Annotated in this window: 21 protein-coding genes and 1 pseudogene; 8 read left to right on the plus strand and 14 right to left on the minus strand. The window is 67.9% G+C overall.

Annotation, left to right across the window (positions count from 1 at the left end):
- Positions 1-117: 117 nt before the first annotated feature.
- A complete protein-coding gene (locus AC1VVG_RS21965; protein WP_069704455.1) occupies positions 118-813 on the minus strand; it encodes a hypothetical protein in 696 nt (231 codons plus the stop codon).
- Between the two features lie 97 nt (positions 814-910).
- Positions 911-1,369 (minus strand): MerR family transcriptional regulator, encoded by a 459-nt coding sequence (locus tag AC1VVG_RS21970; RefSeq protein ID WP_482836253.1) that lies wholly within the window; start codon positions 1,367-1,369, stop codon positions 911-913.
- Between the two features lie 77 nt (positions 1,370-1,446).
- Here AC1VVG_RS21970 and AC1VVG_RS21975 point away from each other — a divergent pair, with 77 nt between their 5' ends.
- Positions 1,447-2,691: an NADH:flavin oxidoreductase/NADH oxidase family protein gene (locus AC1VVG_RS21975; protein ID WP_482836255.1), complete on the plus strand. Its 1,245-nt coding sequence runs from the start codon at positions 1,447-1,449 to the stop codon at positions 2,689-2,691.
- A gap of 66 nt (positions 2,692-2,757) precedes the next feature.
- Here AC1VVG_RS21975 and AC1VVG_RS21980 read toward each other — a convergent pair whose 3' ends face one another.
- The 5 genes from AC1VVG_RS21980 to AC1VVG_RS22000 form a co-directional block, all read right to left on the minus strand.
- Positions 2,758-4,875: a TonB-dependent receptor gene (locus AC1VVG_RS21980; protein ID WP_069704457.1), complete on the minus strand. Its 2,118-nt coding sequence runs from the start codon at positions 4,873-4,875 to the stop codon at positions 2,758-2,760.
- A 41-nt stretch (positions 4,876-4,916) separates the two neighbouring features.
- Positions 4,917-6,386, minus strand: a complete 1,470-nt coding sequence (locus AC1VVG_RS21985; protein ID WP_301741196.1) for a PepSY-associated TM helix domain-containing protein — start codon at positions 6,384-6,386, stop codon at positions 4,917-4,919.
- 241 nt (positions 6,387-6,627) lie between these two features.
- Positions 6,628-7,113, minus strand: coding sequence for a hypothetical protein (locus AC1VVG_RS21990; protein WP_034188443.1), 486 nt, complete (start codon positions 7,111-7,113; stop codon positions 6,628-6,630).
- Positions 7,114-7,208: 95 nt separating this feature from the next.
- Entirely contained in the window at positions 7,209-7,763 is a 555-nt protein-coding gene (locus AC1VVG_RS21995) for a hypothetical protein (protein ID WP_482836257.1), read from the minus strand.
- A gap of 71 nt (positions 7,764-7,834) precedes the next feature.
- Positions 7,835-8,158, minus strand: a complete 324-nt coding sequence (locus AC1VVG_RS22000; RefSeq protein WP_034188441.1) for a hypothetical protein — start codon at positions 8,156-8,158, stop codon at positions 7,835-7,837.
- Between the two features lie 603 nt (positions 8,159-8,761).
- On the opposite strand from AC1VVG_RS22000, the gene AC1VVG_RS22005 reads away from it, so the two are divergent.
- Entirely contained in the window at positions 8,762-9,394 is a 633-nt protein-coding gene (locus AC1VVG_RS22005) for a LysE family translocator (protein WP_049036148.1), read from the plus strand.
- A gap of 72 nt (positions 9,395-9,466) precedes the next feature.
- Here the strand turns inward: AC1VVG_RS22005 and AC1VVG_RS22010 are convergent.
- Positions 9,467-11,094 (minus strand): annotated as a pseudogene (locus AC1VVG_RS22010) (NADP-dependent glyceraldehyde-3-phosphate dehydrogenase).
- 730 nt (positions 11,095-11,824) lie between these two features.
- Entirely contained in the window at positions 11,825-12,037 is a 213-nt protein-coding gene (locus AC1VVG_RS22015) for a hypothetical protein (RefSeq protein WP_124608118.1), read from the minus strand.
- Between AC1VVG_RS22015 and AC1VVG_RS22020 the strand changes: the two genes are divergently transcribed.
- Entirely contained in the window at positions 12,027-14,156 is a 2,130-nt protein-coding gene (locus AC1VVG_RS22020) for a TonB-dependent receptor (RefSeq protein ID WP_482836259.1), read from the plus strand. The genes AC1VVG_RS22015 and AC1VVG_RS22020 overlap by 11 nt on opposite strands.
- Positions 14,157-14,251: 95 nt before the next feature.
- On the opposite strand, the gene AC1VVG_RS22025 is transcribed toward AC1VVG_RS22020, so the two are convergent.
- Positions 14,252-15,208 (minus strand): LysR family transcriptional regulator, encoded by a 957-nt coding sequence (locus AC1VVG_RS22025; RefSeq protein WP_059559810.1) that lies wholly within the window; start codon positions 15,206-15,208, stop codon positions 14,252-14,254.
- Positions 15,209-15,433: 225 nt separating this feature from the next.
- On the opposite strand from AC1VVG_RS22025, the gene AC1VVG_RS22030 reads away from it, so the two are divergent.
- Positions 15,434-16,462 (plus strand): DUF1338 domain-containing protein, encoded by a 1,029-nt coding sequence (locus AC1VVG_RS22030; RefSeq protein ID WP_034188436.1) that lies wholly within the window; start codon positions 15,434-15,436, stop codon positions 16,460-16,462.
- A 342-nt stretch (positions 16,463-16,804) separates the two neighbouring features.
- Here AC1VVG_RS22030 and AC1VVG_RS22035 read toward each other — a convergent pair whose 3' ends face one another.
- From AC1VVG_RS22035 to AC1VVG_RS22045, 3 genes are all read right to left on the minus strand, one after another.
- Positions 16,805-17,002, minus strand: coding sequence for a CsbD family protein (locus AC1VVG_RS22035; RefSeq protein ID WP_034188435.1), 198 nt, complete (start codon positions 17,000-17,002; stop codon positions 16,805-16,807).
- Positions 17,003-17,065: 63 nt separating this feature from the next.
- A complete protein-coding gene (locus tag AC1VVG_RS22040) occupies positions 17,066-17,416 on the minus strand; it encodes a BON domain-containing protein (RefSeq protein ID WP_482836261.1) in 351 nt (116 codons plus the stop codon).
- Between the two features lie 63 nt (positions 17,417-17,479).
- Entirely contained in the window at positions 17,480-17,644 is a 165-nt protein-coding gene (locus AC1VVG_RS22045; protein WP_167361896.1) for a hypothetical protein, read from the minus strand.
- Positions 17,645-18,028: 384 nt separating this feature from the next.
- On the opposite strand from AC1VVG_RS22045, the gene AC1VVG_RS22050 reads away from it, so the two are divergent.
- From AC1VVG_RS22050 to AC1VVG_RS22065, 4 genes are all read left to right on the plus strand, one after another.
- Positions 18,029-19,561 (plus strand): PAS domain S-box protein, encoded by a 1,533-nt coding sequence (locus tag AC1VVG_RS22050; protein ID WP_482836263.1) that lies wholly within the window; start codon positions 18,029-18,031, stop codon positions 19,559-19,561.
- A 140-nt stretch (positions 19,562-19,701) separates the two neighbouring features.
- A complete protein-coding gene (locus tag AC1VVG_RS22055) occupies positions 19,702-19,893 on the plus strand; it encodes a CsbD family protein (protein WP_034188432.1) in 192 nt (63 codons plus the stop codon).
- 423 nt (positions 19,894-20,316) lie between these two features.
- Entirely contained in the window at positions 20,317-21,468 is a 1,152-nt protein-coding gene (locus AC1VVG_RS22060; protein WP_482836265.1) for a branched-chain amino acid ABC transporter substrate-binding protein, read from the plus strand.
- A 163-nt stretch (positions 21,469-21,631) separates the two neighbouring features.
- The gene (locus AC1VVG_RS22065; RefSeq protein ID WP_482836266.1) at positions 21,632-22,804 is read left to right on the plus strand and encodes an NAD(P)/FAD-dependent oxidoreductase; all 1,173 of its coding nucleotides are present in this window, start codon (positions 21,632-21,634) and stop codon (positions 22,802-22,804) included.
- 94 nt (positions 22,805-22,898) lie between these two features.
- Here AC1VVG_RS22065 and AC1VVG_RS22070 read toward each other — a convergent pair whose 3' ends face one another.
- Positions 22,899-24,080 carry a serine hydrolase domain-containing protein gene (locus AC1VVG_RS22070; protein ID WP_482836267.1) on the minus strand — a complete coding sequence of 394 codons (1,182 nt, stop codon included), beginning with the start codon at positions 24,078-24,080 and terminating at the stop codon, positions 22,899-22,901.
- Between the last annotated feature and the right edge of the window lie 22 nt (positions 24,081-24,102).

Here is a 24,102-nt window from a genome sequence, read left to right on the forward strand (position 1 = left end):
GTCGTTGCGGTTCGTGAGTCGATGGCGCCATGATCGCGGCGCGGGCGGCGCGCGTCGATTACCTGCGACGTAAGCCAATCCTCACGGCGGCGCCCGTGTCGCCGCCAGCCGACGCCGTCAAGGCTGGCGGCAAGCCGGATCGGTGTCGCGCCGCTCGGCGGAAGCGCACCAGTCGTTCGGCCGCCAGGCTTCGAAGGCGACGGCCTTCGCCGCATTGGCGCGCGTGACACGCACCGGGTCGGCCTTCAGCGCATCGCCGTCGGCGTCCGCGTCGAATCGCCAGTTCCGGAACACTTCGCGATGGAACACCCACGTGCGGTACGCCGCGTCGTAGCGGAACGTCACGCGGTCGCGCCAGTGGCTATGGCCCGCGAATACGCCTTGTTCGACGGTGAACGTGCGCGGCTCGACCGTGAGCGCATGCTCGGCGACGCCGTCGAGATACGGGTCGCCCATGCCGCCTTCTTCGGCTTTCATGATCACGGTGTCGTTGCGCGCCGCGAGCCGGTATCGTCCGTCGTTGCCCTGCACGAAGATCAGCAGCGGGCGCGGCGACGGCGTATGCGTCGAATCGCCGGGCCGATGCGCGACGACGACGTAACCGCTGCGCGTGCCGTCGGTCAGGGGCCCTGAAGCGGCATCCAGCGCTTCGTAGCCGGCCGGCAGCTGCGCGACGATGTCGGCCGGCAGTGCCGACGTGTCCGGGCAACGGATCGACGCATGCGTGTCGTCGCACGTCGACGCGCAGGCACTGCCGATGCCGAAACTCAGCAGCGCGGCGACGAGCCATCCTCTGATACGGGGGAGCGTCATGCGGATAGGGTCATGAGGTTGCGCGGCGCACGGCGACGCGCTTGCGTCGACGCGTCTCGCCACGGTGCGGGTTGATCGAAGGGGGAGGTGGAGTCGGTCATGCCCGCTTGCGCGCCGGCCGTACCACGGGTGCGGGCTCCAGCGGCTGGCCGGCCTGCTCGCAAAGCCGGTCGAGCATTCGTTGCGCGGCGCCCGCGCAATCCTCGCCTGCCGGCTTGTTCTCGATTTCGTCGATCAGCGCTTCCAGCTGCTGCCGGTTCTGCGCGAGCCGCTGTTCGAGCAGCGCGATGTCGTCGACCTTGTGCCGCAGCGCGACCAGCAGCTCGTCGCGCGGCCATGCGCCGAGATCGGGCGGCAGCACCGCGCGGATTTCGTCGAGCGCGAAGCCCGCGCGCTGCGCGCGGTCGATGATCGCGAGCCGCGTCAGCGCTTCCGCCCCGTATTCCCGATAGCCGTTCGCCTGGCGGCGGGCCGGTTCGAGCAGCCCGCTCGCCTCGTAGAAGCGGATGCGCGACGCCGCGAGGCCGCTCGCCTTCGCCAGTTCGCCGATTTTCATGGTGTGCTCCAAAAGGGCTTGACCTTAAAGTTGACTTTAAAGTTATCGTTGGGCATCGTCAATCGAGGATGTCCACCATGAATCTGTTTGCGCCGCTGACACTGCCCAACGGGGCGGTGATTCCGAACCGTCTGGCCAAGGCCGCGATGGAAGAGAACATGGCCGATGCGGACCACGCCCCGTCCGACGCGTTGCTGCGCCTGTACCAGGCATGGGCCGACGGTCAGGTGGGCCTGATCCTGACCGGCAACGTGATGGTGGACGGCCGCGCGATGACGGGACCGAACGGCGTCGTGCTCGAAAGCGACGCGCATCTCGACCGCTTCCGGCGCTGGGCGCGGATCGCGCGCTCGGGCGGCGCGCACGTGTGGATGCAGATCAATCACCCGGGGCGCCAGATGCAGGCGGCGCTCGGCCAGACGACGCTCGCGCCGTCGGCCGTGCCGCTCGCGCTCGGCGCGCTGTCGAAGCAGTTCCCGGTGCCGAAGGCAATGACGGAAGCCGATATCCGCGACGTGCAGCAGCGCTTCGTGCGCGCCGCGCAGCTCGCGGAGCAAAGCGGCTTCACCGGCGTGCAGGTTCACGCGGCGCACGGTTATCTGCTCAGCCAGTTCCTGTCGCCGCTGACGAACCGCCGGCAGGACCAGTGGGGCGGCAGCATCGAGAATCGCGCGCGCCTGCTGCTCGATATCGTGAAGGCCGTGCGTGCGGCGGTGTCGCCCGCATTCGTCGTCGCGGTGAAGCTGAACTCGGCCGATTTCCAGCGTGGCGGTTTCAGCGCGGACGACGCGAAGCGCGTGGTCGAGCTGCTGAACCCGCTCGACGTCGATCTCGTCGAGTTGTCGGGCGGCAGCTATGAAGTGCCGGCGATGCAGGGCGAGGCACGCGACGGGCGCACGCTGGCGCGCGAAGCGTATTTCCTCGAATTCGCGCACGACATCGCCGCCGTCGCGCGGATGCCGCTGATGGTCACGGGCGGCATCCGGCGTCGTGCGGTGGCCGAGCAGGTGGTGAACAGCGGCGTCGCGATGGTCGGCATCGCGACCGCGCTGTCGATCGACCCGAACCTGCCGCGCGACTGGCGCGCGGGCAAGGACAGCGCGCCGGCGCTGCAGCCGATCCGCTGGAAGAACAAGGCGCTGGGCGCGCTGGCCAACATGGCCGTCGTCAAGTTCCAGCTCACGCGGCTCAGCGAAGGCCGCCGCACGCACCCGCAGGTGTCGCCGCTGCGCGCGCTGGTGCGGCAGCAACTGGCCGCGCAGTGCCAGACGCGACGGTACCGGAAGTGGATGGCCGGGCGTGCGGCGGGCACGCGGGCGTGATCGGCGCGCGGGTGCCCGCCGCGGCGCGGCCGGAGACCGGCCGGCCGCGTCGCCGCGCATGCCCCGTCAGAACCGGTAGTTCGCCAGCACTTCGAACCGCCGGTCGTTGCCGAGCAGGACCTGCGTCTCGTTGTAGTACGCGGACTGCACGTAGCGCCGGTTGAACACGTTGTACGCGCGCGCGGTGATCGTCGTGTCCTTGCGCGGCTTCCACGCGAGGCCCAGGTCGACGGTCGTGTACGACGGCATCACGAGCTGGTTCGCGGTATCGGCGAAGCGCTTGCCGACGTACTTGACGCCCGCGATACCCGTCCAGTCCGGCGCGAAGCGCCAGCTGACCCACAGGTTCGCGAGCCGCTGCGGCACCGACACCGGCACGTTGCCCGCGCGTGACACCGTCGTGCCGCCGGACGACTGCTGGAAATCGTCGTACTTCGCGCGCAGGATCGACACGTTCGCGTCGACACGCCAGTCCTTCGCGATCTCCGCGCCGACCGTCGCCTCGAGCCCGCGCGACGACTGCTGGCCGACCTGGATCGACTGGTTCGGGTTCACCGGGTCGGCCGTCAGCAGGTTGCGCTTGACGATCCGGTAGGCGGCGAGCGTCCATTCCGCCTTGCCGTCGAGGAACGACTGCTTCACGCCGATCTCGATCTGCCTGCCGGTCGCGAGCGTGAAGCCCGCCTTCGACGCATTCAGCGACAGCAGCGAGCTGACCGGATCGGCCGCGACCGCGTACTGGCCGTACACGGCGAGACCGGGCCGCACGTCGTACACGGTGCCGATGCGCCAGCCGGTGTTCGCGAACACCTTCGTGAAGGCGCCGCCGTTCACGAGATCGTCGCGGTTCACGCTCGCGTGGTCGTAGCGCAGCCCGCCGATCACCGACCAGCGCGGCGTGATCGCGAGCCGGTTCTCCGCGAACAGCGCGTACTGGTTCGACTGGCTGCGGTACTTCGGATAGGTGCCGGCCGTGTTGATGAAGCTGCCCGGGTCGAAGCCGAACGGATCGACCGTCGAGGTACCCGAATACGGCGAGTTGTTGTCGTGCTGGAACGTCGTGTGGTTGAACTCGACGCCCGCCGAAAACGTGTTGCGCATGCCGAGCAGCGCGCTGCTCACGGTGGCCGTCGTCACGTTGCCGTACTGCTCCTGGTCGTGGAAGATTTCCGTGTAGCTGCTGCGCCGCACCTGCGCGCTCGACGGCAGGTACGTGTAGTACTCGGCGTCCTTCCAGTGACGGTTGCTCTTCATCCGGTACAGCGTGGTCGTCACGTTCAGGCTGTCGCTCGGCTGCCAGTTCGCCGAGACGGTGGCCCAGCTGTCGCGGAATGCGATGTCGCTGTCGCCGACGTTGTAGTTCTTCCTGTCGAGTGCGCGATCGCGCGCGCCGTTCACGAGCGGCGCGCCGAAGTACTGCATCGGATGCAGGAAGCCCTGCGCATACGACGCCGTCACGTACAGGTCGGGCGTCACGTCGTAGCGCAGCGCGCCGGAGACCGACAGGTTGCGCGAATCGCCGCGGTCGACCCAGTTCGACGAGCGGTTGCCGCTGACGTCGAAGCGGTACGACAGCTTGTCGTTGATCGCGCCGCCGCTGCCGAACGCGGCCCGCGCGGTGCCCTCGGTGCCGCCGCCGACCTGCAGTTCGTTGCGGATCGGCGTGCGCGTCGGCTTCTTCGGCACGATGTTGACCACGCCGCCGATCGCGCCTTCGCCGTAGATCACCGAAGCGGGGCCGCGCAGCACGTCGATGTGGTCGACCGACCATGTGTCGAACGGGAACGTGACGCCGATCGCGCCGTACGGGCGCACGCCGTCGTAGAGTTGCGTGACCGACGACGCGCCGACGAAGCCGCGCGCGGCGAGCTCCGAGTTGCCGTTGCCGGGGTGCGGCGACGCGCTGATGCCGGCGGCGCGGCTCACCGCATCGATGATCGAACGGTCGCCGCGCGTGTCGAGCGCCGCGCGGTTGATCTGCTCGACGCTTGCGGGTGTTTCGAGCGACGACAGCCCGAGATGGCTGCCGGTGTCGAGCGGCTGCGTGAGCGCGGGGGCTTTCCGCGCATCGACGCGGATCGGGGCGAGCGTGGCGCCGGTGCGGTCGACGCCGCTTTCCTGTGCCTGCCCGGCGGGAGAGAAGGCCGCGAGAACGGCGGCGGGCAGCATCAATCTGAACTTCATTGTTTCGGTTTCCTTCGAATGGGTGGCCGCGCTTGCGTCGATCACGCCGCGGCGCGCGTCGCGCGGCCGAACAGCAGCCGGTCGACCAGCCAGACGGCGACGATCGTGATGCCCATCAGCGGGAAGACGATGCCGAGCAGCACGAGCCCGGCGATCCAGCCGCGCATCGGCGGCGTGCCGCGTTCGCGCGACGGTGCGCCCAGCTTGCCGGCCGGGCGGCGCTTCCACCACATCACCGTGCCCGTGACGGCCATCGCGGCCAGCCCGAGCGACAACACCGCGCAAACGATCTGATTCGCGAGCCCGAAGTAGCGGCCCATGTGCAGCGACGTGCCGTACGACACGGCCTGCGAGACCGCGCCGTAGTCGTCGTAGCGGATGTCCTTCAGCACCGCGCCGCTGTACTGGTCGAGATGGATCGTGCGTTCGGCCTTCGGGTCGGCCGGGAAGTACGACGCGGTGAACACGCCGTCCGTGCCGGACGGCAGCGCGAGCGTGTAGCCGCTCGTCACGCCGAGGCCGGCGACGATCGCGATCGCGCGCGTCAGCGGCAGCGGCGCGGGTGTCGGCGCCGACGGCGAATGCGGAACGGGCACGTTGCCGACCGCCCACGGCGTTTGCGGCAACGGCAGGTCGTCCATCACCATTCCCGGCATCGCGTCGCCGGCATCGTGGTGATGCGTCGATGGTGCGGCAGCCTGCGCGTGCGCAGGCTCGGGCGTCGTGGCAGTGCCCGGTCGCGTCGAGCGTACCGATGCGCCGCCCCATGCGCCTTCCGGCGCGCCGAGGTTCACGCTCGTCGCGAGTGCCTTGAAGTTCTTGCCCCATGAGCCGGACCACGGCAGCCCGGTCAGGATGAACGCGACCGTGCCGGCGGCGAGCCAGATGCCGGCCGTCGCGTGGAGGTTTTTCCACAGCGGCCGGCCGCGCAGCGACAGGTCGGGCCGCAGCGCACGCCCGACGCGCGCGGCGCCACGCGGCCACCACAGCGCGATGCCGGTGCCGATCATCACGAAGGTCCAGCACGCGGCGAGCTCCATCAGCAGCTCGCCCGTCTTGCCGAGCAGCAGCTTGCGATGCAGCATCCGGTCGACCTGCATGAAGCGGTTCTCGACGCTCAGCGTGCCGAGCACGCTGCCGTCGTACGGGTTCACGTACACGCTCTCGCGGCTGCCGTCGTGCAGCCGGAACACGTATTCGGCGCTGCGGTCGCGCGCGGTGGAGACCTGCACGGAGACCGGCGTTGCGCCGGCCGGCATCGCGGTGCGGGCGCGTGCGAGCAGCGTATCGGCGTCGAGCCGCGGCGTGGCGCGCGGCTCGACGACCAGCCGGTGCGGATACAGCAGCGGCTCGATTTGCGGCTGGAAACAGTAGAGCGTGCCGGTGATCGCGAGGATCACGAGGAACGGCATCACGAACAAGCCGGCATAGAAGTGCCAGCGCCAGAGCGTCCGGTAACCGGCGCCGGTGGAACGGGTGGGCGAGATGGCCCGATCGACGGTGGTCGACATGGTGTCAGCTCCTCGTGTTCGTCGAGCGGCAAGGCCGGCAACGGCCGGCCGCCGTCAACGCGCGTCGCGTCCGCGTGCGCGCATCACGCGGTGGGCGGCGCCGCGTGATGCGCAAACGATGCGCAACGCGGCATCGCCCGCGCGACGCGGGCATGCGGATGAACGCTTGAATCAGGTCGGGTGAAACGAACGGCATGAACGCGCATGCACGTCGACGTGCATGCGCCGCAGGGCGGAACGTTCAGCAGAACAGAGGCGGGGCGCGAGAGGGCGGGCGATCGTCGAGGATCGATCGCACGAAGGGAAGACTGTCGACGTGGACGCGGAACCGTCGTGGCGCCGCGGCCGGAAACAGCAGCACCAGCAGCACGAACGACGCGAGCGCGGTGAACAGTGCCGCGCCGAATGCGCACAGGCCGTCGCCGTTGCCGGCGGACGCCGTCTTGTCGGCATGCGCGTCGTGTTTGAGCGCATCGGCGAGTGCCCGCGCATCGTTGGCCGGCGTGATCGGCGCGCTCGCATCGAAGCGGGCGGCCAGCGCGGCGCCGGTGACGATCAGCGGGCCGCGGCCCGAGCACAGCACCACCGAGCCCGCATCCGGACCGTCCGGATCGAGCATCACGGCGCCCGACATCAGCGCGCGGGACAGCAGCGTCACGAGGAGGAATCCCCACAGCAGCTGTCGCGCGACGCCGGGCCGAAGCAGGAAGCGGCGAAGTGCGTTCATGGCGCGCGATTGTACATCCGTTTGCGCGGCCGGGCCGGCGCGCGGCTTGCATCAGCGGGATCGGCCGGTGTGTGTCCGGAAGCGGAACGCGGGGGCTATTCCGGAGCGGCTGATCGTGGGTCCGGCGCGACGTTCGCGGGGCCGTACGACCAGGTGCCGTCGGCCAGCGCGGTCAGCACGTTGCCCGTGCGCGCGTCGTACAGATGCCACTGCTCGTCGGTCGGATCGTCGCCGTACGGCCAGGTCGTCAGCTTGCCGCCGAGGTCGAAGTCGAATACCCACGCACCCGGTTCGGCGCGCGGCGCGATCGATCTCAGGAACTGTCCGTCGAGCTGCCGCGCGGCGGCCGCGATGTCGCCGGCGCGGGATTCGCTATGCGCGAGTTCACGGCCGTCGAGCGCGATCGACCAGTGGCAGTAGCAGATCCACAGCTGTCCGTCGCCCGCGACGGTCACGCGCCGCGACGCCTGCCTGTCGCGTGCCGGGGCGGCCTGGCCGGAGGCGCCGCCGCGCGGCTCCCGCACATGCAGCGCGGGCTGGCCGAACTCGAACGTGAGGAAGCTGCCCTGGCCTTTCGTCACGGACCAGGCCGGCGTGTCGCAGATGGCCGGCCAGATCCGGTCGAAGTCGGCCGTGTTCACGAGGCGCATGTCGGTGATCGGAGCCCGGCTGCCGTGCCCGTCGCGATGGCCGTCCGCGGCAGCCGGTGCGGTGGGCCGGTTCAAGCCGGATAGGAGTCGTCCACCTTCAGGTTCGCGAGCCGGAACAGCGTGCGCAGCGTCTGCGGATGAATGTCGCGGTGCGACGCAAGCGACGTCAGCATGAAGTCGAGCACTTTCGCGTAGCGCAGCAGCACGAGGCAGCGTGCGAGATCGGGCGTACGACCGCGCATGTCTTCGGCAAGGGTGACCATTTGCGTCGACAGCGTGCGCGCCATCTCGAGTTCCATCTGCTGTTTTTCGGTCCAGTCGGGCAGGGGCTGTTCGAGCACTTTCGCGAGAAAGAGCTGGAACGACGTATCGGACGAGTTGGGCAGCGCATCCATGAAGAGCCTCGTGCGTATGTGGATCGTTCGGGCGCATCCGTGGACGCGCCCGTGGGTGGAGGTGTGTCCGCGTCTGGATCGGCGCGGTGTTCACCCGAACGGAACGCAGGTTCCGTACCAGCGTCGCGAGACGAATGTTGAGTATTGTTGTGGCGTGTTAACGCGACGTCGGCGAGTCCCGCCGGTGCTGGGTCGCGGCGGCGGTCGAGGAAGGCATCCATACGCGCGGCGCGATGTATGCCGCGCACGCAAAACGGCTCGACACGTCGAAATGCTTCAGGGATGTAACGTAACGCCCGCATAAAACCCGTCGCGCGATTCCGTCGACGAACGGCTGGAACGAGGCGTTTCGCGCGTCCCGGCCACGTCCGACGTGCGTTCGCCGGTGCGGCATGCCGGAACGCGGCGCCCGGCGCCGAGCGGCGCAAGCGGGCCGCGCATGCGCCGGGTGTTTCAAAACCGAGACGCTTGCGCGAGCGGCGATCGCTTGCCCGGCCGCCGAACTGGCCCAGCGAACTGGCCCAGCGAAAGGGCGACCAACTGTCCATGGGCAGACGGCGCGCGTTTGCCAACAATCTCCAGATCATCCCTGCGAGGTTCGACATGAGCGTCCACGCCTTCTTCTCGGCCAACCTGCTGCTCGCCTATACGGCTTACTTCATCGGCACGGCCAGCCCGGGGCCGAGCAACCTGGCGATCATGTCGGTGGCCGCGAACCAGGGCCGCAAGGCGGCGCTGGTGTTCGCACTCGGCGTCATTTCAGGGTCGATGTGCTGGGCGACGGTGGCGGCGCTCGGCGTGTCGGCCGCGCTGCTCGCGTGGTCGAAGCTGCTGGTCGCGATCAAGATTTTCGGCGGGCTGTACCTGCTGTGGCTCGCGTTCAAGTCGGGGCGCACGGCGCTGTCGGGGCCGGCGGCCGCAGCGGTGAACGCGGCGCGCGAGCAGCGGCTGTCGCGCTTCTACGTGCGGGGCGCGATGCTGCACCTGACCAATCCGAAGGCGATTCTCGTGTGGGTATCGATCGTCGCGCTGTCGTCGAACGGCGCGGGGGCGTCGCACGGCGCCGTCGTGCCGGGCTGCCTCGTGATCGGCTGCCTGGTGTTCGGCGGTTATGCGCTCGTGTTCTCGATGGACGGCGCGCGCCGGTTGTACGTGCGCGGCCGGCGCGCGATGGACGCGTGTCTGGCCGTCGTGTTCGGCGTGGCGGGGGTTCGGCTGCTGGCGTCGAACGTCTAGCCGCGCGGCAGGGACTGTCATCCTCCGCCGCGCGGGCGCGCGACGGAGGCTCCGACGTCGATCAACCCGGCTTCAGAAAATGAAGCCCGTGTTGATGAACTTCGAGTGGTGATCCGACACGATCGAATCGAGCAGCTGCTTGCTGCTGTCGGTCTGCTTCGCGGCGACCATCGAGCGGATCGAGAACGCGCGCAGCGCGTCGCTCACCGACAGCGTGCCTTCGGCCGAATCCTTGCGGCCGGCGAACGGGAACACGTCGGGCCCGCGCTGGCACTGGCAGTTGATGTTCACCGGCATACCTGGTTCACGAGCGGATCGACGAGCGCGCCGATCTGCGCCGGATCGGAGCCGAAGATGCTGACCTGCTGGCCGTGATCCGACGTCGTCACGTAGTCGAGCGCGGTGTCGACGTCGTCGAACGGCGCGACCGGAATGATCGGCCCGAACTGCTCCTCGCGGTACAGCTTCATCCCTTCCGACACCGGATACACGACGGCCGGATAGAACAGCGTCTTGCTGAACTCGCCGCCCGAATGGTTGACGACCTGCGCGCCCTTCGCCTTCGCATCGTCGATCGCGTCCGTCATGTAGGCCGTGCGATGCATGCCCGGCAGCGGTGTGATGCTGACGCCTTTCTCCCACGGCATGCCGATCTTCAGTTGTTCGAGCGCCGCGGTGAAGCGCTTCAGGAATTCGTCGACGATCGAGCGATGCACGAGCAGCATCTTCAGCGCGGTGCAGCGCTGGCCGTTGAACGACAGCGCGCCGAGCAGGCACTCCTTCACGGTCAGGTCGAGATCGGCGTCGGGCAGCACGATCGCGGCGTTCTTCGCGTCGAGGCCGAGGATCGCGCGCAGCCGGTGCGACTTCGGGTGCTGCTTCTTCAGGTGATCGGCGACCTTGCTCGACCCGATCAGCGCAAGCACGTTGATCTTGCCCGACGCGAGCATGTGCGGCACGACCACCGCGCCCGGCGCGTAGATCGTGTTGATCACGCCCTTCGGGAACGCGTCGCGGAACGCCTCGAGCAGCGGTTCGAACAGCAGCGTGCCGTACTGGGGCGGCTTGAACACCACGGTGTTGCCCATCAGCAGCGCGGGGATCAGCGTCGCGAACGTCTCGTTCAGCGGATAGTTGTACGGGCCCATGCACAGCACGACGCCGAGCGGCGTGCGGCGGATCTGGCCGATCGTGCCTTCCGCGATCACGAAGCGCGAGTTCGCGTTGTCGAGCTCCTTCAGCGCATCGATCGTCTGCGTCATGTATGTGACGGTACGGTCGAACTCCTTCTGCGAATCGGCGAGGCTCTTGCCGATCTCCCACATGATCAGGTTCACGACCAGTTCACGCTGCGCGACCATCCGCTTGATGAAGTCCTGCATGCACGCGATGCGCTGCTCGACCTTCATCGTCGGCCACTCGCCGCGGCCGGCATCGTACGCGCGCACCGCGGCGTCGAGCGCCGCGTCGCTTTCCGTTTCGCCCATCACCGGGTAGCTGCCGATTTCGACCTGCTCGACGCTGCCGTCCGCCTGCCGCACGCATACGGGCGACAGCACGGTCTTGGTCGCACCGTCCCACGGTCGCAGTGCGCCGTCGACGAGCGACACGCGCTGGTGGATCGGGGCGGAGAGCCGGAACTCGGCGGGGATGTCCTGATAGGCGGGAAACAGCTGCTGCAGGGAGGCGGAATCGGGCATGACGGTCTCGTTTGACGGGGTGTCCGGGAAGGACGGGTGATGCGAATCCTGAGCTGAATGATCCTCGATCCTGAATCGGCATGATGACGCGCACGCGACGGCGCGTCACGCGGAAACCTGGCCGAATCAATGAATGGAACCAGTTCCATTAAAAAGGAACGCCGTCGCGAATGCAAGAATCGCCGAACGGCATGACGGAGGCTGTAAGTATTTGGAAAGACTGTTGCCGAATGGCCGGTATAACGTGCAGGGTGCATTCGCAAACGTTTCACTTCGACCGAATTGAGCGGATAATGGCGCGGCGCGGCGAAGAAAATAATGAAGTGAGCCTGAGAGCAGACGGAGTGAAGAACGGAAGTAGGTCCGCCGCGTTGCCGATGCGAGGTCGGCTGCCCGGAGCGCCGGGTCGGGGTTGCCCGGTCCGGCGCGCACCGGACTTTTGCATGCGTGCTGCCTGCGTGGCCAGATCCTTCGGAATCCTCCCCAGTCTCTCCGCCGTCGCTTCCCGAATCCCGCCTTCCCCCTGATCGTTTCCGCCTGGCGCGGCCAATCCTGGTCTTTCGTTTTTATTACGAAAGGCCGGTCAAATCTACAAAAATGAAAGGCACTTGTCGGGAATGCAGAGCGTTAAGCAGACGCACGTTGTGGGCAGGCGACACGTCGAAAATTAATTAAAAACACGAATCATTCTCGTTTAATATTTCGCTCCGTTACGAGCCATGACATCGCGTCACGGCTCTTTCGTGCCGGTCGTGCCGGCCGGCATCCACCCGCGCCGGCCATTCGCGGCCGGCATGCGCGACGGGGCGATCCTCCGCGCGCCACAGCCTTCTTCACGGAAAAGGGTGTCGTCGGCCGATTCGCCGCGTGACGCGCGCGTTGACCGGACACGTTTCCGTTCGCCGTTTTTCTTCACCACCCCTACGTTCACGATGAAACTCAACAAGAGCGCCTGCCATGCGCTTCTGATCGCCGCGTCGCTGGCCGGCGCCCGCACCGCGTTCGCCCAGGCGAGCGATGCCGCGGCCACCTTGCCCGCGATTTCCGTCAACGCGGCCGCCGAGCATGCGTCGTACGACGGCGGCCACTCGCGCGCGGCGACCAAGACCGACATGTCGCTGATGGACGTGCCGCAGACGGTGAACGTCGTCCCGCACGCGGTGATCGAGGACCAGAACGCGACGTCGCTGCAGGACGCGCTGCGCAACGTGCCGGGCGTCGGCTTCTCGGTCGGCGACGGCCAGCGCGACCAGATCACGATCCGCGGCTTCAACAGCATCACGGACCAGTACGTCGACGGCATTCGCGACGACGCGCTGTACTACCGCGACCTGTCGAACGTCGATCGCGTCGAGGTGCTGAAGGGGCCGGCGGCCGTGCTGTACGGGCGCGGCTCGGCGGGCGGCATCGTGAACCGCGTGCTGAAGCGGCCGCTGGCGAACCCGGTGAACGACGTGGGCGTGACGCTCGGCACGCGCGGCGAGCGGCGCGGCGAATTCGACCTCGGCTGGAACGCGAACGACGCGGCGCGCTTTCGCATCACCGGCGCGGCCGAGAACTCGAACAGCTTTCGCGACCAGTTTCAGCTGAACCGGCAGGCGATCGCGCCGTCCGCGCAGTTCAAGCTCGACAGCGACACCGTGCTGAACGTCGAATTCGACTATCTGCACGACCGCCGCACGTCCGACCAGGGCCTGCCCGCGTATCGCGGCCGGCCGGTGGACGTGCCGATCAACACGTACTACGGTTCGGCCGACGCGGCGAACAGCTCGTACAACGACGTCTCCGCGAAGAGCGCGACGGTGTCGCTCGATCACCGTTTCAACGATTCGCTGTCGTTCCACGGCGCGATCCGCGCGTACGACTTCTCGCTCGAGCGCAAGAACTACGTGACGTACGAGCCGATCAAGACGGCCGCGCACCCGGTCGTCATGCTCGACCAGTCGACGCGCCAGCGTACCGATCACGGCATCGACGGCCTGTTCGAACTCACGCAGAAGACGTCGCTGTTCGGCATGCGCCACGAGCTGCTGTACGGGCTCGAACTGTCGCAGCAGCAGAAGTTCGACACGATCTACGGCGTGACGAAGGTCGCGACCTACGATCTCTTCGATCCGCAACAGGTGGTCCTGCCCGGCGTGCCGACCGGCGCGCGGGCGAAGACGAACGCGTCGACCGTCGTCGGGCTCGCGGGCGTCTACGCGCAGGACCTGATCTCGCTGACCGAGCACTGGAAGGTGCTCGCCGGGTTGCGCTTCGACTACCTGAACCAGATCCGCCACGACTATACGTCGTCGAACGTCAATCTCGACCGCACCGATCACGCGTGGAGCCCGCGTGTCGGGCTGATCTACGAGCCGCTCGACTGGCTGACGCTGTACGGATCGTTCAGCCAGTCGTTCTCGCCGCTCGCCGATACGCTGATCAGCTCCGGCGCGTTCGCGAACGGCGCCGCGCTCGCGCCGCAGAAGACCACCGCGTATGAAGTCGGCTCGCGCGTCGATCTCGGCGGCAAGGCGACGGCCAGCGTCGCGCTGTTCGACATGCGCCAGACCAACCAGCAGATCGGCGATCCGGCGAACCCCGGCTATGCGCTGCCGATCGGCACGCAGCACGTGCGCGGGATGGAGCTTGGCCTGACCGGCGAGATCGCGCCGAAGTGGTCGGTGTATGCGGGTTACGCGTACCTGAACGGCACGGTCGACGGTTCCCCGCAATCGACGGCGGCCGGCCTCGCGTTGTCGAGCAACACGCCGGGGCTGATGCCGCGCCACAGCGCGAGCCTGTGGCTGAAGCGCGAGCTGCCGTACGGCTTCTACGCGGCGGCCGGCATGCAGTTCCAGTCGGCACGTTATGCGTCGGCGAGCGATCTCGTCACGCTGCCGTCGTTCACGGTGTTCAACCTGGGCGCCGGGTATCGCAGCAAGAAGGTCGACGTGACGCTCACGCTCGACAACCTGTTCAATCGCCGTTACTTCATCGCCGCGCACGGCAATGCGGACCTGTACAACATGCCCGGCGATCCGCGCACGCTGACCGCCACGGTGAAGTGGCACATGTAACGCGCTTGCGGTGAGCGATGCAGGCCTTCGTCAGGACGGCCTGCATCTCGTTGCCGACGCTCGCGGCGCCGGTTGGCAGGTTGCCGGCGGCGCCGTCATTCGACGTCCTCGTCGTCCTCGTCGTCCTCCGTATCGTCCATCTCCTCCGCGCGCGCCGGCGCCGCATACGCGCTCGCCTGTTCGAGCAGCCAGCCGCGGAACAGCTCCAGCGGCTTGCTGTGGCTGAATTCCGTCGGATACACGAGGTAGTACGCCGAATCGCCGACCGTCGCGGCGTCGCACGGCACGACCAGGCCGAGCTGCTGCAGCTGTTCCTCGACGAAGAACTTCGGCACGAGCGCGATGCCGAGCCCGGCCGCGGCCGCGCTGATCAGCATCGTATGCAGTTCGTAACGCACGCCCTGCATCGTGCGGATGTCCTCGACGCCATGGGTCTCGAACCACTGCGCCCACGCGCCGGGGCGCGTGGTCGAGTGCAGCAGCGGATACGCGAGCAGATCCTCGACACGCTCGACCGGCCCGTCGAGCAGCGCGGGCGAACAGATCGGCACGACCTCCTCGCCGAACAGGTAGTCGGACGAGGTGCCGGGCCAGGTCGGCTTGCCGTAGTGGATCGCGGCCTCGAAGTGCGTGTCCTCGAACGAGAACAGGTCGGTGCGGCTGCCCATGTTCACGCGCACGTCGGGCGTGCGGTCGTAGAAGCTCTTGATGCGCGGGATCAGCCAGTGCGATGCGAAGGTCGGCAGCACCGCGAGCTCCAGGTAGCCGCCGCCGCTGCCGTGCGCGATGATCGACAGCGTGTCGCGGTCGAGCGTTTCCAGCGCGCGCCGCACCTGCGTGCCGTAGAGCTTGCCGGCGCGCGTCAGCACGACGCGCTGCTTCACCCGGGCGAACAGCCGCACGCCGAGGCTGGCCTCGAGCGTCGCGATCTGGCGCGACACCGCGCTTTCGGTCAGGAACAGCTCCTTGGCCGCGTGCGTGAAGCTCTCGTGGCGCGCGGCGGCTTCGAAAGCCACGAGCGCGCCCATGTTGGGAATCTTGAATTTACGCATGATGCTCGTTTCGTCTGACGAACGGGGCCGCGCCGCGCGAGGGCGGAAGGCGGGCGGGGGACAGGTAATAATTCCAAAAACTCATCACGTGTCAATTTAATCTCGCTTTACGCCCGGCTGCAACCCTTTGAATAATGCTCCCCACGCAAGGTCAGGCGCCCGCCGGGCGGCCGGCCGACGAGTTGCCGGCACGTTTGCCGGCGGTCCCCCGAGACGAGAATCCTGATGCGCAATCCGAATATCGAGAGCTTGCTGACGAAGCTGCTGGGACAGGCGAAGACCGACGCCCTGTTCTCGACCCTGAACATGCCGGCCATCCTCGAAGAATGGGAAGACGGCGTCGTGACGCGCGCGGAAATCGCGCAGGCGATGAACATGGCGCTGTTCGAAGGGCTGCTCGAACGTTCGGCGAACGGCCGCGCCTACACGGCCGAAGCGATCGAAAGCGGCGGCTCGGTCTATTTCGACCACGGCGCGCTGCGCACGGTGCGCTGGCCGCACACGGGCGCGCTGCCGCCGGGCGAAGCCGCGTTCACGCGCATCCTGCGTCCGCTCGGGTTCCGCCTGAACGGCCGCTACCCGCTCGACAAGCTCGGCATGACGGGCCGCGCGTACGCGCACGAAGACGCGCCGGACGAAATCGCGCAGTTCTTCGTCAGCGAACTGCATCCGGAACGTTTCTCGAAGGAGTTCCAGCAGGCCGTGACGAACGTCGTCAGCTCGTCGCGCGATCCGCTGTCGCCGGCGGCCGTCGCGCTGCTGTGGGAGGTCGAGCGCGAAGGCTGGCTGCCGCTGGACGCCGCGCAGGCGCTGCTGCCGGAAATCGTCGGCGCGTTCGCGCGCCAGCACGACGTGCCGAACGAACTCGACTATGAAACGCTGCTGATGGAATCGGCGGAAATGGCGTGGATCGCGACCGAAGGCAACGCGTTCAACCACGCGACCGACCGTGTCGCCGACGTGTTCAAGCTGTCCGACGACGAGAAGGCGAAGGGCCGCCCGATGAAGCCGGAAGTCGAGCGTTCGCGCTCGGGCCGCGTGTTCCAGACCGCGTATCGCGCCGACACCGTCGAGCGCGAGTTCCGCACCCGCGACGGCGGCACGGTGAAGCGCAACGTGCCGGGCTCGTTCTACGAGTTCATCACGCGCAAGCGCACGTTCGACCAGGGCGCGCGCCGCTGGGTGACCGACCTGCGTTTCGATGCGGGCAACGCGCAAGGCATCTTCAAGATGACGGCGAACGCGGCGAAGTAACGCAGCACCGCGGCGGAAGCGACGAACCGGTCGGGCAGGACGTGCATGCGTCCTGCCCGATCTGCGTTGGGGGGCTCGCGATGCAGCGTGGGCGCGCTCGACGGTCGTGCGGCGAAGCCGTCCGTGGCCGTCGGTCGTGTCGTCGAAGGGGAGGTGTGTGCCGCGAAGGCGGCGGGCGCGTGCCGGGCGCCGCGCCGTCAGAAGACGTGCGTGATCAGATAGAACAGCACCAGCAGCCCGAACGGCACGCCGAGCAGCCAGGCGATCAGGTATTTACCCATGTCGTTGTCCTGAATGGCCGCGACGCCATCGGCGCCGCGGCGGGTGAAATTGCCGGATGCGTTACAGCTCGCGATCGAAATCCTTCAACTGCTTTTCGGCTTCATCGCGGGCGATCCCGTAACGTTCCTGGATCTTGCCGGCCAGGTAGTCGCGATTGCCTTCGGCGACCGCGAGATCGTCGTCTGTCAGCTTGCCCCACTTGGCCTTCAGCTTGCCGGTCAACTGCTTCCACTGGCCCTTGATCTTGTCCTCGTTCATCGTGTGCTCCTTGGTCGTGATGGGAAAACTGCGGGGGAAGCGCGGCAGCCGCCGCGCGGGAGGTCAGGCCTTCGCCTTCAGGCCGGATGCGTCGACGTGCTTCACGCCCTTGATCGCGCGCGTCACGGCGACGGCCTTCTTCACGGCCGTCTTGGTCGGCAGCACGCCCGTGAGCGTGACGACGCCGTCGACCGTCTTCACGCTGATGTCGGTGCTCTTCACGCCGTCGGTGGTCGCGAGTTCACCCTTCACCTTGGTGGTGATCCACGTGTCGGTGACGGGCTGGTTCGATTCGGCCGTCATGCCACTGTCGGCCGACGAGGCCTGGGCGTACGCGTTCGTGAGCGGCGCGGCGGACAGCAGGAAGGCCGCGCTGACGGCGAGCAGCGTCGAAAGGTGCGAGGTCTTGTTCATGGATGTTCTCCTTCGATGGGCGTGTTGAACGAATGGATCGACGAGCACGGAGCGTGCCGCGGGTTACCGGGCGATCGGCGTGTCGTAGCCGGGCTCGCGCGGCGGCATGTCCGGGCGCGGCAGGTCCGGTGGCAGCGGCACCGGCGGATCGGTGCCGGGCGGCGGTTCGGGCGGAGCGTCCGGGGCCGGCTCGGGCCGCGTCGGATCGGGTGTCTGATGCAGCTTCATCCGGTTGTCCTCCTCTGCGGTGTGAAAGGGCAGCGCATGAGCGCCGATGCAGTACCAGCGTACCGACGCGAACGCGAGCGGACATCGCGCAAATTCACCGGATCGGCTAGTGCGTTTGCACCGGGAATGGCACGGGCGGGCAGGAACGGGGAATGCATCACGACCCGGGCAACGCGCGGGCACCGGCGCGAGGGCCTTGCCGTGCCGTTGGGCGGGACACCGCACGGTGCCGATGCGGCATGCGAATGTACTATTGGAGGTAGTGCATTCGCGCCTGTCGCGTCCTCGCGCGGTACGCGATCATCACCGCACGCGCCGGCCGGGGCGTGCGGCGTAACGGGGCAATCGGCGGGCGGTCATGTTGACGACAGGGACAACGACTCGATGAACGAACAAGTAGACGAACAGGCGCTCAAGTCGCACACCGACCGGCGCCAGCTGCACCAGATCATCGCGGGGCTCACCGAAGGCGTGATCCTGATCGAGCCCGACCAGCGGATCGTCTGGGCGAACGAGGCTGCGCTCGCGATGCATGGCGTGACCGAACTGGCCGCGCTCGGCGCGGACGTCACCGAATACCGCGAGCGCTTCCGGCTGCGCTACCGGAACAACCATCCGGTGCGCGACGGCCACTATCCGATGGATCGCGTGATCGCCGGCGAGGAGTTCAGCGACGTGACGGTCGAAGTCGAATCGGCCGCCGACGAAACCGTGAGCTGGGTGCACCGCATTCGCAGCCTCGTGCTGACGAACGCGGCCGGCGAACCCGACTGCCTCGCGCTCGTGCTGCACGATGCGACCGAATGGGCGAGCGCCGAGGAGCGCTTCGAGCGCACCTTCAACGCCAACCCGGCGCCGGCCGTGATCTGCCGGCTCGACGACTTGCGCTACGTGAAGGTCAACCAGGGCTTCCTCGACATGACGGGCCACGCGCGCGACGACGTGCTCGGCCGCTCGGTGTACGAGGTCGACGTGCTCGAACAGGCCGAGCGGCGCGAGCTGGCGATCGAACGGCTCGGCGAAGGCGCGACGATCCCGCAGATGGAAGCCGTGCTGAAACTCGCGGACGGCAGCACGAAGGCGGTGGTCGTCGCCGGGCAGCCGATCGACATGAACGGCGAGGCGTGCATGCTGTTTACGTTCATGGATCTCGAGCCGCGCAAGCAGGCCGAGCGCGCGCTGAAGCAGAGCGAGGAGCGTTTCGCGACGGCATTCCGGATGGCGCCGGTCGCGACCGCGATCGTCACGGCCGACCGCTTCGAACTGCTCGACGTGAACGATGCGTTCGCCGCGATGACGGGCCATGCGCAGGACGCGCTGCTCGGCAAATCCGCGGACGAGATCGGGCTGTGGGCCGAGTGCGGCGCATGGCAGCGCATCGAAGGCCGGCTCGCGCGCGACGGCAACGTCCGCAACGCCGACGTGCAGATCCGCACGCGCGACGGCGATGTGCGCGATTGCGTCGTGTCGGCCGATCCGGTCGCGATCCACGGCCGCGATTGCCTGCTCGTCGCGCTGCTCGACATCAGCGATCGCAAGCGTACCGAGATGGAGCTCGTCTATGCGATCGAGACCGCGATGCAGGATGCGTCGTGGTTCAGCCGCACGCTGATCGAGAAGCTCGCGAACGTGCGGCGCGCGAATGCGCCGGACGCGGGCGCGCAGTTGTCGGACCTGACCGCGCGCGAGCGCGACGTATTCGACCTGCTGTGCCACGGCCTTGCCGACAAGGAGATCGCGGGCCGCCTCGGGCTCGCGCCGAACACCGTGCGCAATCACGTCGCGACGATCTACGCGAAGCTCGACGTGCACAGCCGCGGCGAGGCGATCGTGTGGGCGCGCGAGCGCGGGATCGTCGGCGCGGCCGAGGCGAACGGTGCACGCGGCGAGAAGGGCGGCACGAAGGGCAAGGACTGACGCCGACGGTACGAATGCACCACGCACACTGGTGCATCCGCATCTGCCGCCCGCCGCGTTCGCTTGCGATCCTGTCCACTCGGCGGGGCGGCGCGGGCCGCCGCATCGCCGGTTCTCCCTCACCATCGCAGGAGACGACCATGGACAGGAATCGCATCGAAGGCAAGCTCAAACAGGTCAAGGGTTCGGTCAAGGAAGCGCTCGGCAAGGTAACGGGCGACCGCAAGGCGGAAGCCGAAGGGGTTGCCGAACAGCAGGCCGGCAAGATCCAGGAGAAGGCCGGCGAGGCGGCCGACGCGGTGCGCAAGCCGGTGCGTACCGATCGGCGCTGACCGATGACGCGACGCCCGCCGCGGGCGTCGCAAAGGCCGGCCGGGCCGTCGTCGCGACGATGATGCGCGATCGGCATGACCACGGCCGGCCTTTACCCGTGGGCGCCGCCGCCGCGCCCTCTTGCAGCCTTCCACGCTCGACCCCTCGCCGTACTGGCCGCGGGTCGCCCGCGAACGCGGAACTTGATGAAAAATCCTCACAACATAGTTCCGATATTTCGTTTGCTGCGCGGGTATTGGCTACCCACAATCCCTTCACCTCTTTCGCGATGAAAGGTTCTTCGGAGACGGAATCGCGGTGATCGGCCGGCCGGTTGGCGCATCGAATGACGCCCCGGCAGCGCATGCCATCACCGACGCGCGAGAGGTCGCCGACGCGCGGCCGCCGCGCGTTGCATCCCGACCCACAGAAGAAGGATTGCCATGACGTTCCGCATTCGTTCGCTTTCCGGCGTTGCATTGACCGCTGCGCTCCTCGCGTTCCAGACAGGCGCGGCCCATGCGCAGGAAACCGTCGTGAAGGTCGGCGTGGCCGGCCCGCTGACGGGCGGCGGCGCCGCATACGGCAAGGACATCGAGAACGGCGTGCGCATGGCGGTCGACGAAGCGAATGCCGCGCACACGACGGTCGGCGGCAAGCCGGTGAAGTTCGTGATCGCATCGCAGGACGACCAGAGCGATCCGCGTACCGGCGTGCAGGCGGCGCAGCAGCTCGCCGACGCGCAGGTGGCCGTCGTGATCGGCCACTTCAATTCGGGCACGACGCTGCCCGCGTCGAAGATCTACGCGAAAGCCGGCATTCCGATGATCACGCCGTCGGCGACCAATCCCGACATCACGCGCGCCGGGCTCGGCACCGTGTACCGCGTGATCGCGACCGACACGCAGAACGCGGGCAACGCCGGCGCGTACGCCGCGAGCGTGACGAAGGCGAAGCGCATCGCGATCATCGACGACCGCACCGCGTTCGGCCAGGGCGAGGCCGACGAGTTCGAGCGGGCCGTGAAGGCGAGCGGCGGCACGATCGTCGCGCGCGAGTTCACGAACGACAAGGCCGTCGACTTCAGCGCGCAGCTCACGAAGATCAAGAGCACCAATGCCGACCTCGTGTTCTTCGGCGGCCTCGACGCGCAGGCCGCGATGCTCGTGAAGCGCATGCGCCAGCTCGGCATCCGCGCGCAATTCCTCGCGGGCGGCGGCGTGATGAACGCGAACTTCATCAAGCTCGCCGGCAATGCGGCCGAGGGCGCGTCGGTGTGGGAATACGGGCAGCCGCTGTCGCGTCTCGCGAAGGGCAAGCAGTTCGAAACGAAATTCAGGCAGAAGTACGGTGTCGACATGCTCGCGTACGCGCCGTTCGCGTACGACGCGACGTGGATCGCGATCAACGCGATGCAGAAGGCGAACTCGACGAAGCCGGCCGATTTCAACGGCGCGCTGAAGGGCACGCGCTATGACGGCATCACGGGCACGATCGCGTTCACGAACACGGGCGACCTGAAGAACCCGAGCTCGACGCTGTATGAGGTGAAGAACGCCGCGTGGCAGCCCGTCACGACTCAATCGTCGGACTGACAGCAATACGCGCGAGCGGGCTTTCGCGGCGATGCCGGACGTGCTGAAATAGCCGAAGCGATCGCCGGGGAGTCCGCCCACGCGAGGCCGCGCGCGACGCGGCACGAACAACCTACGGGCGCGGCCGGCGGGCTGCGCCTTTCACGTGCAACCGGAGTCAGTCGTGAGTTCTCAAGTCGTCATCGTCGGCGGTGGTGTGATCGGCAGCTCGATCGCTTATTTCCTGCGCGCCACCGATCCCACGGTCGCCGTGACCGTCATCGAACGTGACCCCACCTATGCGCGGTCGTCGTCGGCGCTGTCGGCCGCATCGATTCGCCAGCAGTTCTCGACGCCGCTGTCGATCGAGATGTCGCTGTTCGGCATCGACTTCCTGCGCACGATCGGCGAGCGTCTCGAAGTGGACGGCGACCGGCCGTCGATCGACCTGCACGAAGGCGGCTACCTGTTCCTCGCGACGCCGGCCGGCGACGCGACGCTGCGCGAGAATCATGCGCTGCAGACGCGCCTCGGCGCCGATATCCGCCTGATGGACCGCGACGCGCTGCGCGCGAAGTTTCCGTGGCTGAACGTCGACGATCTCGTGTCGGGCGCGTACGGCGCGAGCGGCGAAGGCTGGTTCGACGGCTACGGGCTCGTGCAGGCGCTGCGCAAGAAGGCGCAGGCGCTCGGTGCGCGCTACGTGCCGGCCGACGTGAAGGACGTGGTGCGCGACGGGCGCAAGGTCACGCATGTCGTGACGGGCGACGGCGAGCGCTACGCGTGCGACACGCTCGTCAATGCAGCCGGCGCATGGGCGCGCACGCTGTCGTCGATGATGGGCATCGACATTCCCGTGTATGCGCGGCGCCGCAGCATCTTCAACGTATCGTCGCCGGCGAAGCTCGCCGATTGCCCGCTGCTGATCGACCCGACCGGCGTGTATTTCCGGCCGGAAGGGCGCACGTATATCTGCGGCACGTCGCCGAGCCCGGATCGCGACCCGGACGACCTGCCGCTCGACGAAGTCGATCATGACCTGTTCGACGAGGTGATCTGGCCGACGCTCGCGAATCGCGTGCCGGAATTCGAGGCGCTGCGCGTGGAGAACTGCTGGTCCGGGTACTACGAGTACAACGTGTTCGACCACAACGCGATCATCGGCTATCACCCGGCGCTCGACAACGTCGTGTTCGCGAACGGTTACAGCGGCCACGGATTGCAGCAAGGGCCGGCGACGGGGCGCGGCGTCTGTGAACTCATTCTGGGCGGGCGTTACGACACGCTCGACCTGTCGTCGCTCGGCTGGGCGCGTGTGCTGGAAAACCGGCCGATCGTCGAAAAGAACGTCGTGTAGCGCGGCGTGACCGCCCGGTCGTGTTGTGGGCGGGATTCTCCTTGTGCCTCAAACCCGTTGGCCCGACGCGTGTCGGGCCTTTTTTTCGTGCGGGTCAGCCGGCGCCGTAGACGGCGTCGCGCAGATCCAGCGTGTACTGGCCGTTCATTCCTTCGTAGAGCGTGTTCGACAGCGACACGACGGTCAGCCCGCGTGCGCGATCGACGAACCAGGAATGACCGTAGACGCCACCCCAGCGCCAGGTGCCGACCGATTCGGGCGATGCGGCCGCCTGCGGGTCGCGCAGCACCAAAAACCCGATCCCGAAGCCCGCGCCCGGCAGGTCCGCCAGTTCGAGGTCGCCGGTCTGCACGCGGCCCATTTCGTCGACGAGGTCCGCGGGCAGGATGGCGCCGCCGCCCGCGCGCAGCGTGTCCAGCACCGTCAGCACATCGCCGGCGGTGCCGACCATGCCGGCGCCGCCCGATGCGAAAGCCTGCGCGTCGAGCGCGCGCGACGGCGAGTACGTGACGCCGACGAACCCTGCGTCGATGGGCACCGTCTCGTTCTCGGCGAGCCGGTGCGGCTGCGGCGTGTCGTTGACGTACGGCGTGGCAAGCCGCGCCGGATCGCGCGCGACGAAGGCCGTGTCGCGCGCGCCGAGCGGGCGGAGCACGAGCGCATCGATCGCGTCGGCGAGCGGCACGCCGCAGACGGCCTCGATCAGCGCGCCGACGACGTCGATCGACAGCGAGTAGTTCCAGTCGGTGCCGGGCGCGAACTGCAGCGGCACGCTCGCGATCCGGCGCAGGTTTTCGGCGAGCGTGATCGTCGCGCCGTCCAGCCCGTCGGAGACGCCGGCACGCGCATAGGGGCCGTTCGTGTCGGTCTCGCTGAAGCGATAGCCGAGGCCGGCGGTATGCGCGAGCAACTGTCGCAGCGTGATCGTCGGCACGCGGCCGTCGGGCAGTGCGGGGCGAAACTCGGGCAGCCAGCGCGTCACGTCGTCCTCGAGCGACAGCTTGCGTTGCGCGACGAGCGCCATCGCGGCCGCCGAGACGATCGGCTTCGTCACCGATGCGAGCCGGAACAGCGTGTCCTCGCGCATCGGCGTGCGCGATTCGCGGTCCGCGAACCCGGCCGCGCGGCGGTAGACGAGTTCGCCGTCGCGCGCGACCAGGACCACCGCGCCGACGAGGCGCTGCGTGTCGAGCTGGCGGGACAGGACCGCATCGATGCGCTCGGCGAGCGCCGGATCGATGGACGACTGCCGTGACGAAGCTGAAGAGGAGGTCATCGAGGATTCCTTCGTGAAGGGT

This window comes from Burkholderia sp. L-4 (assembly GCF_056856535.1).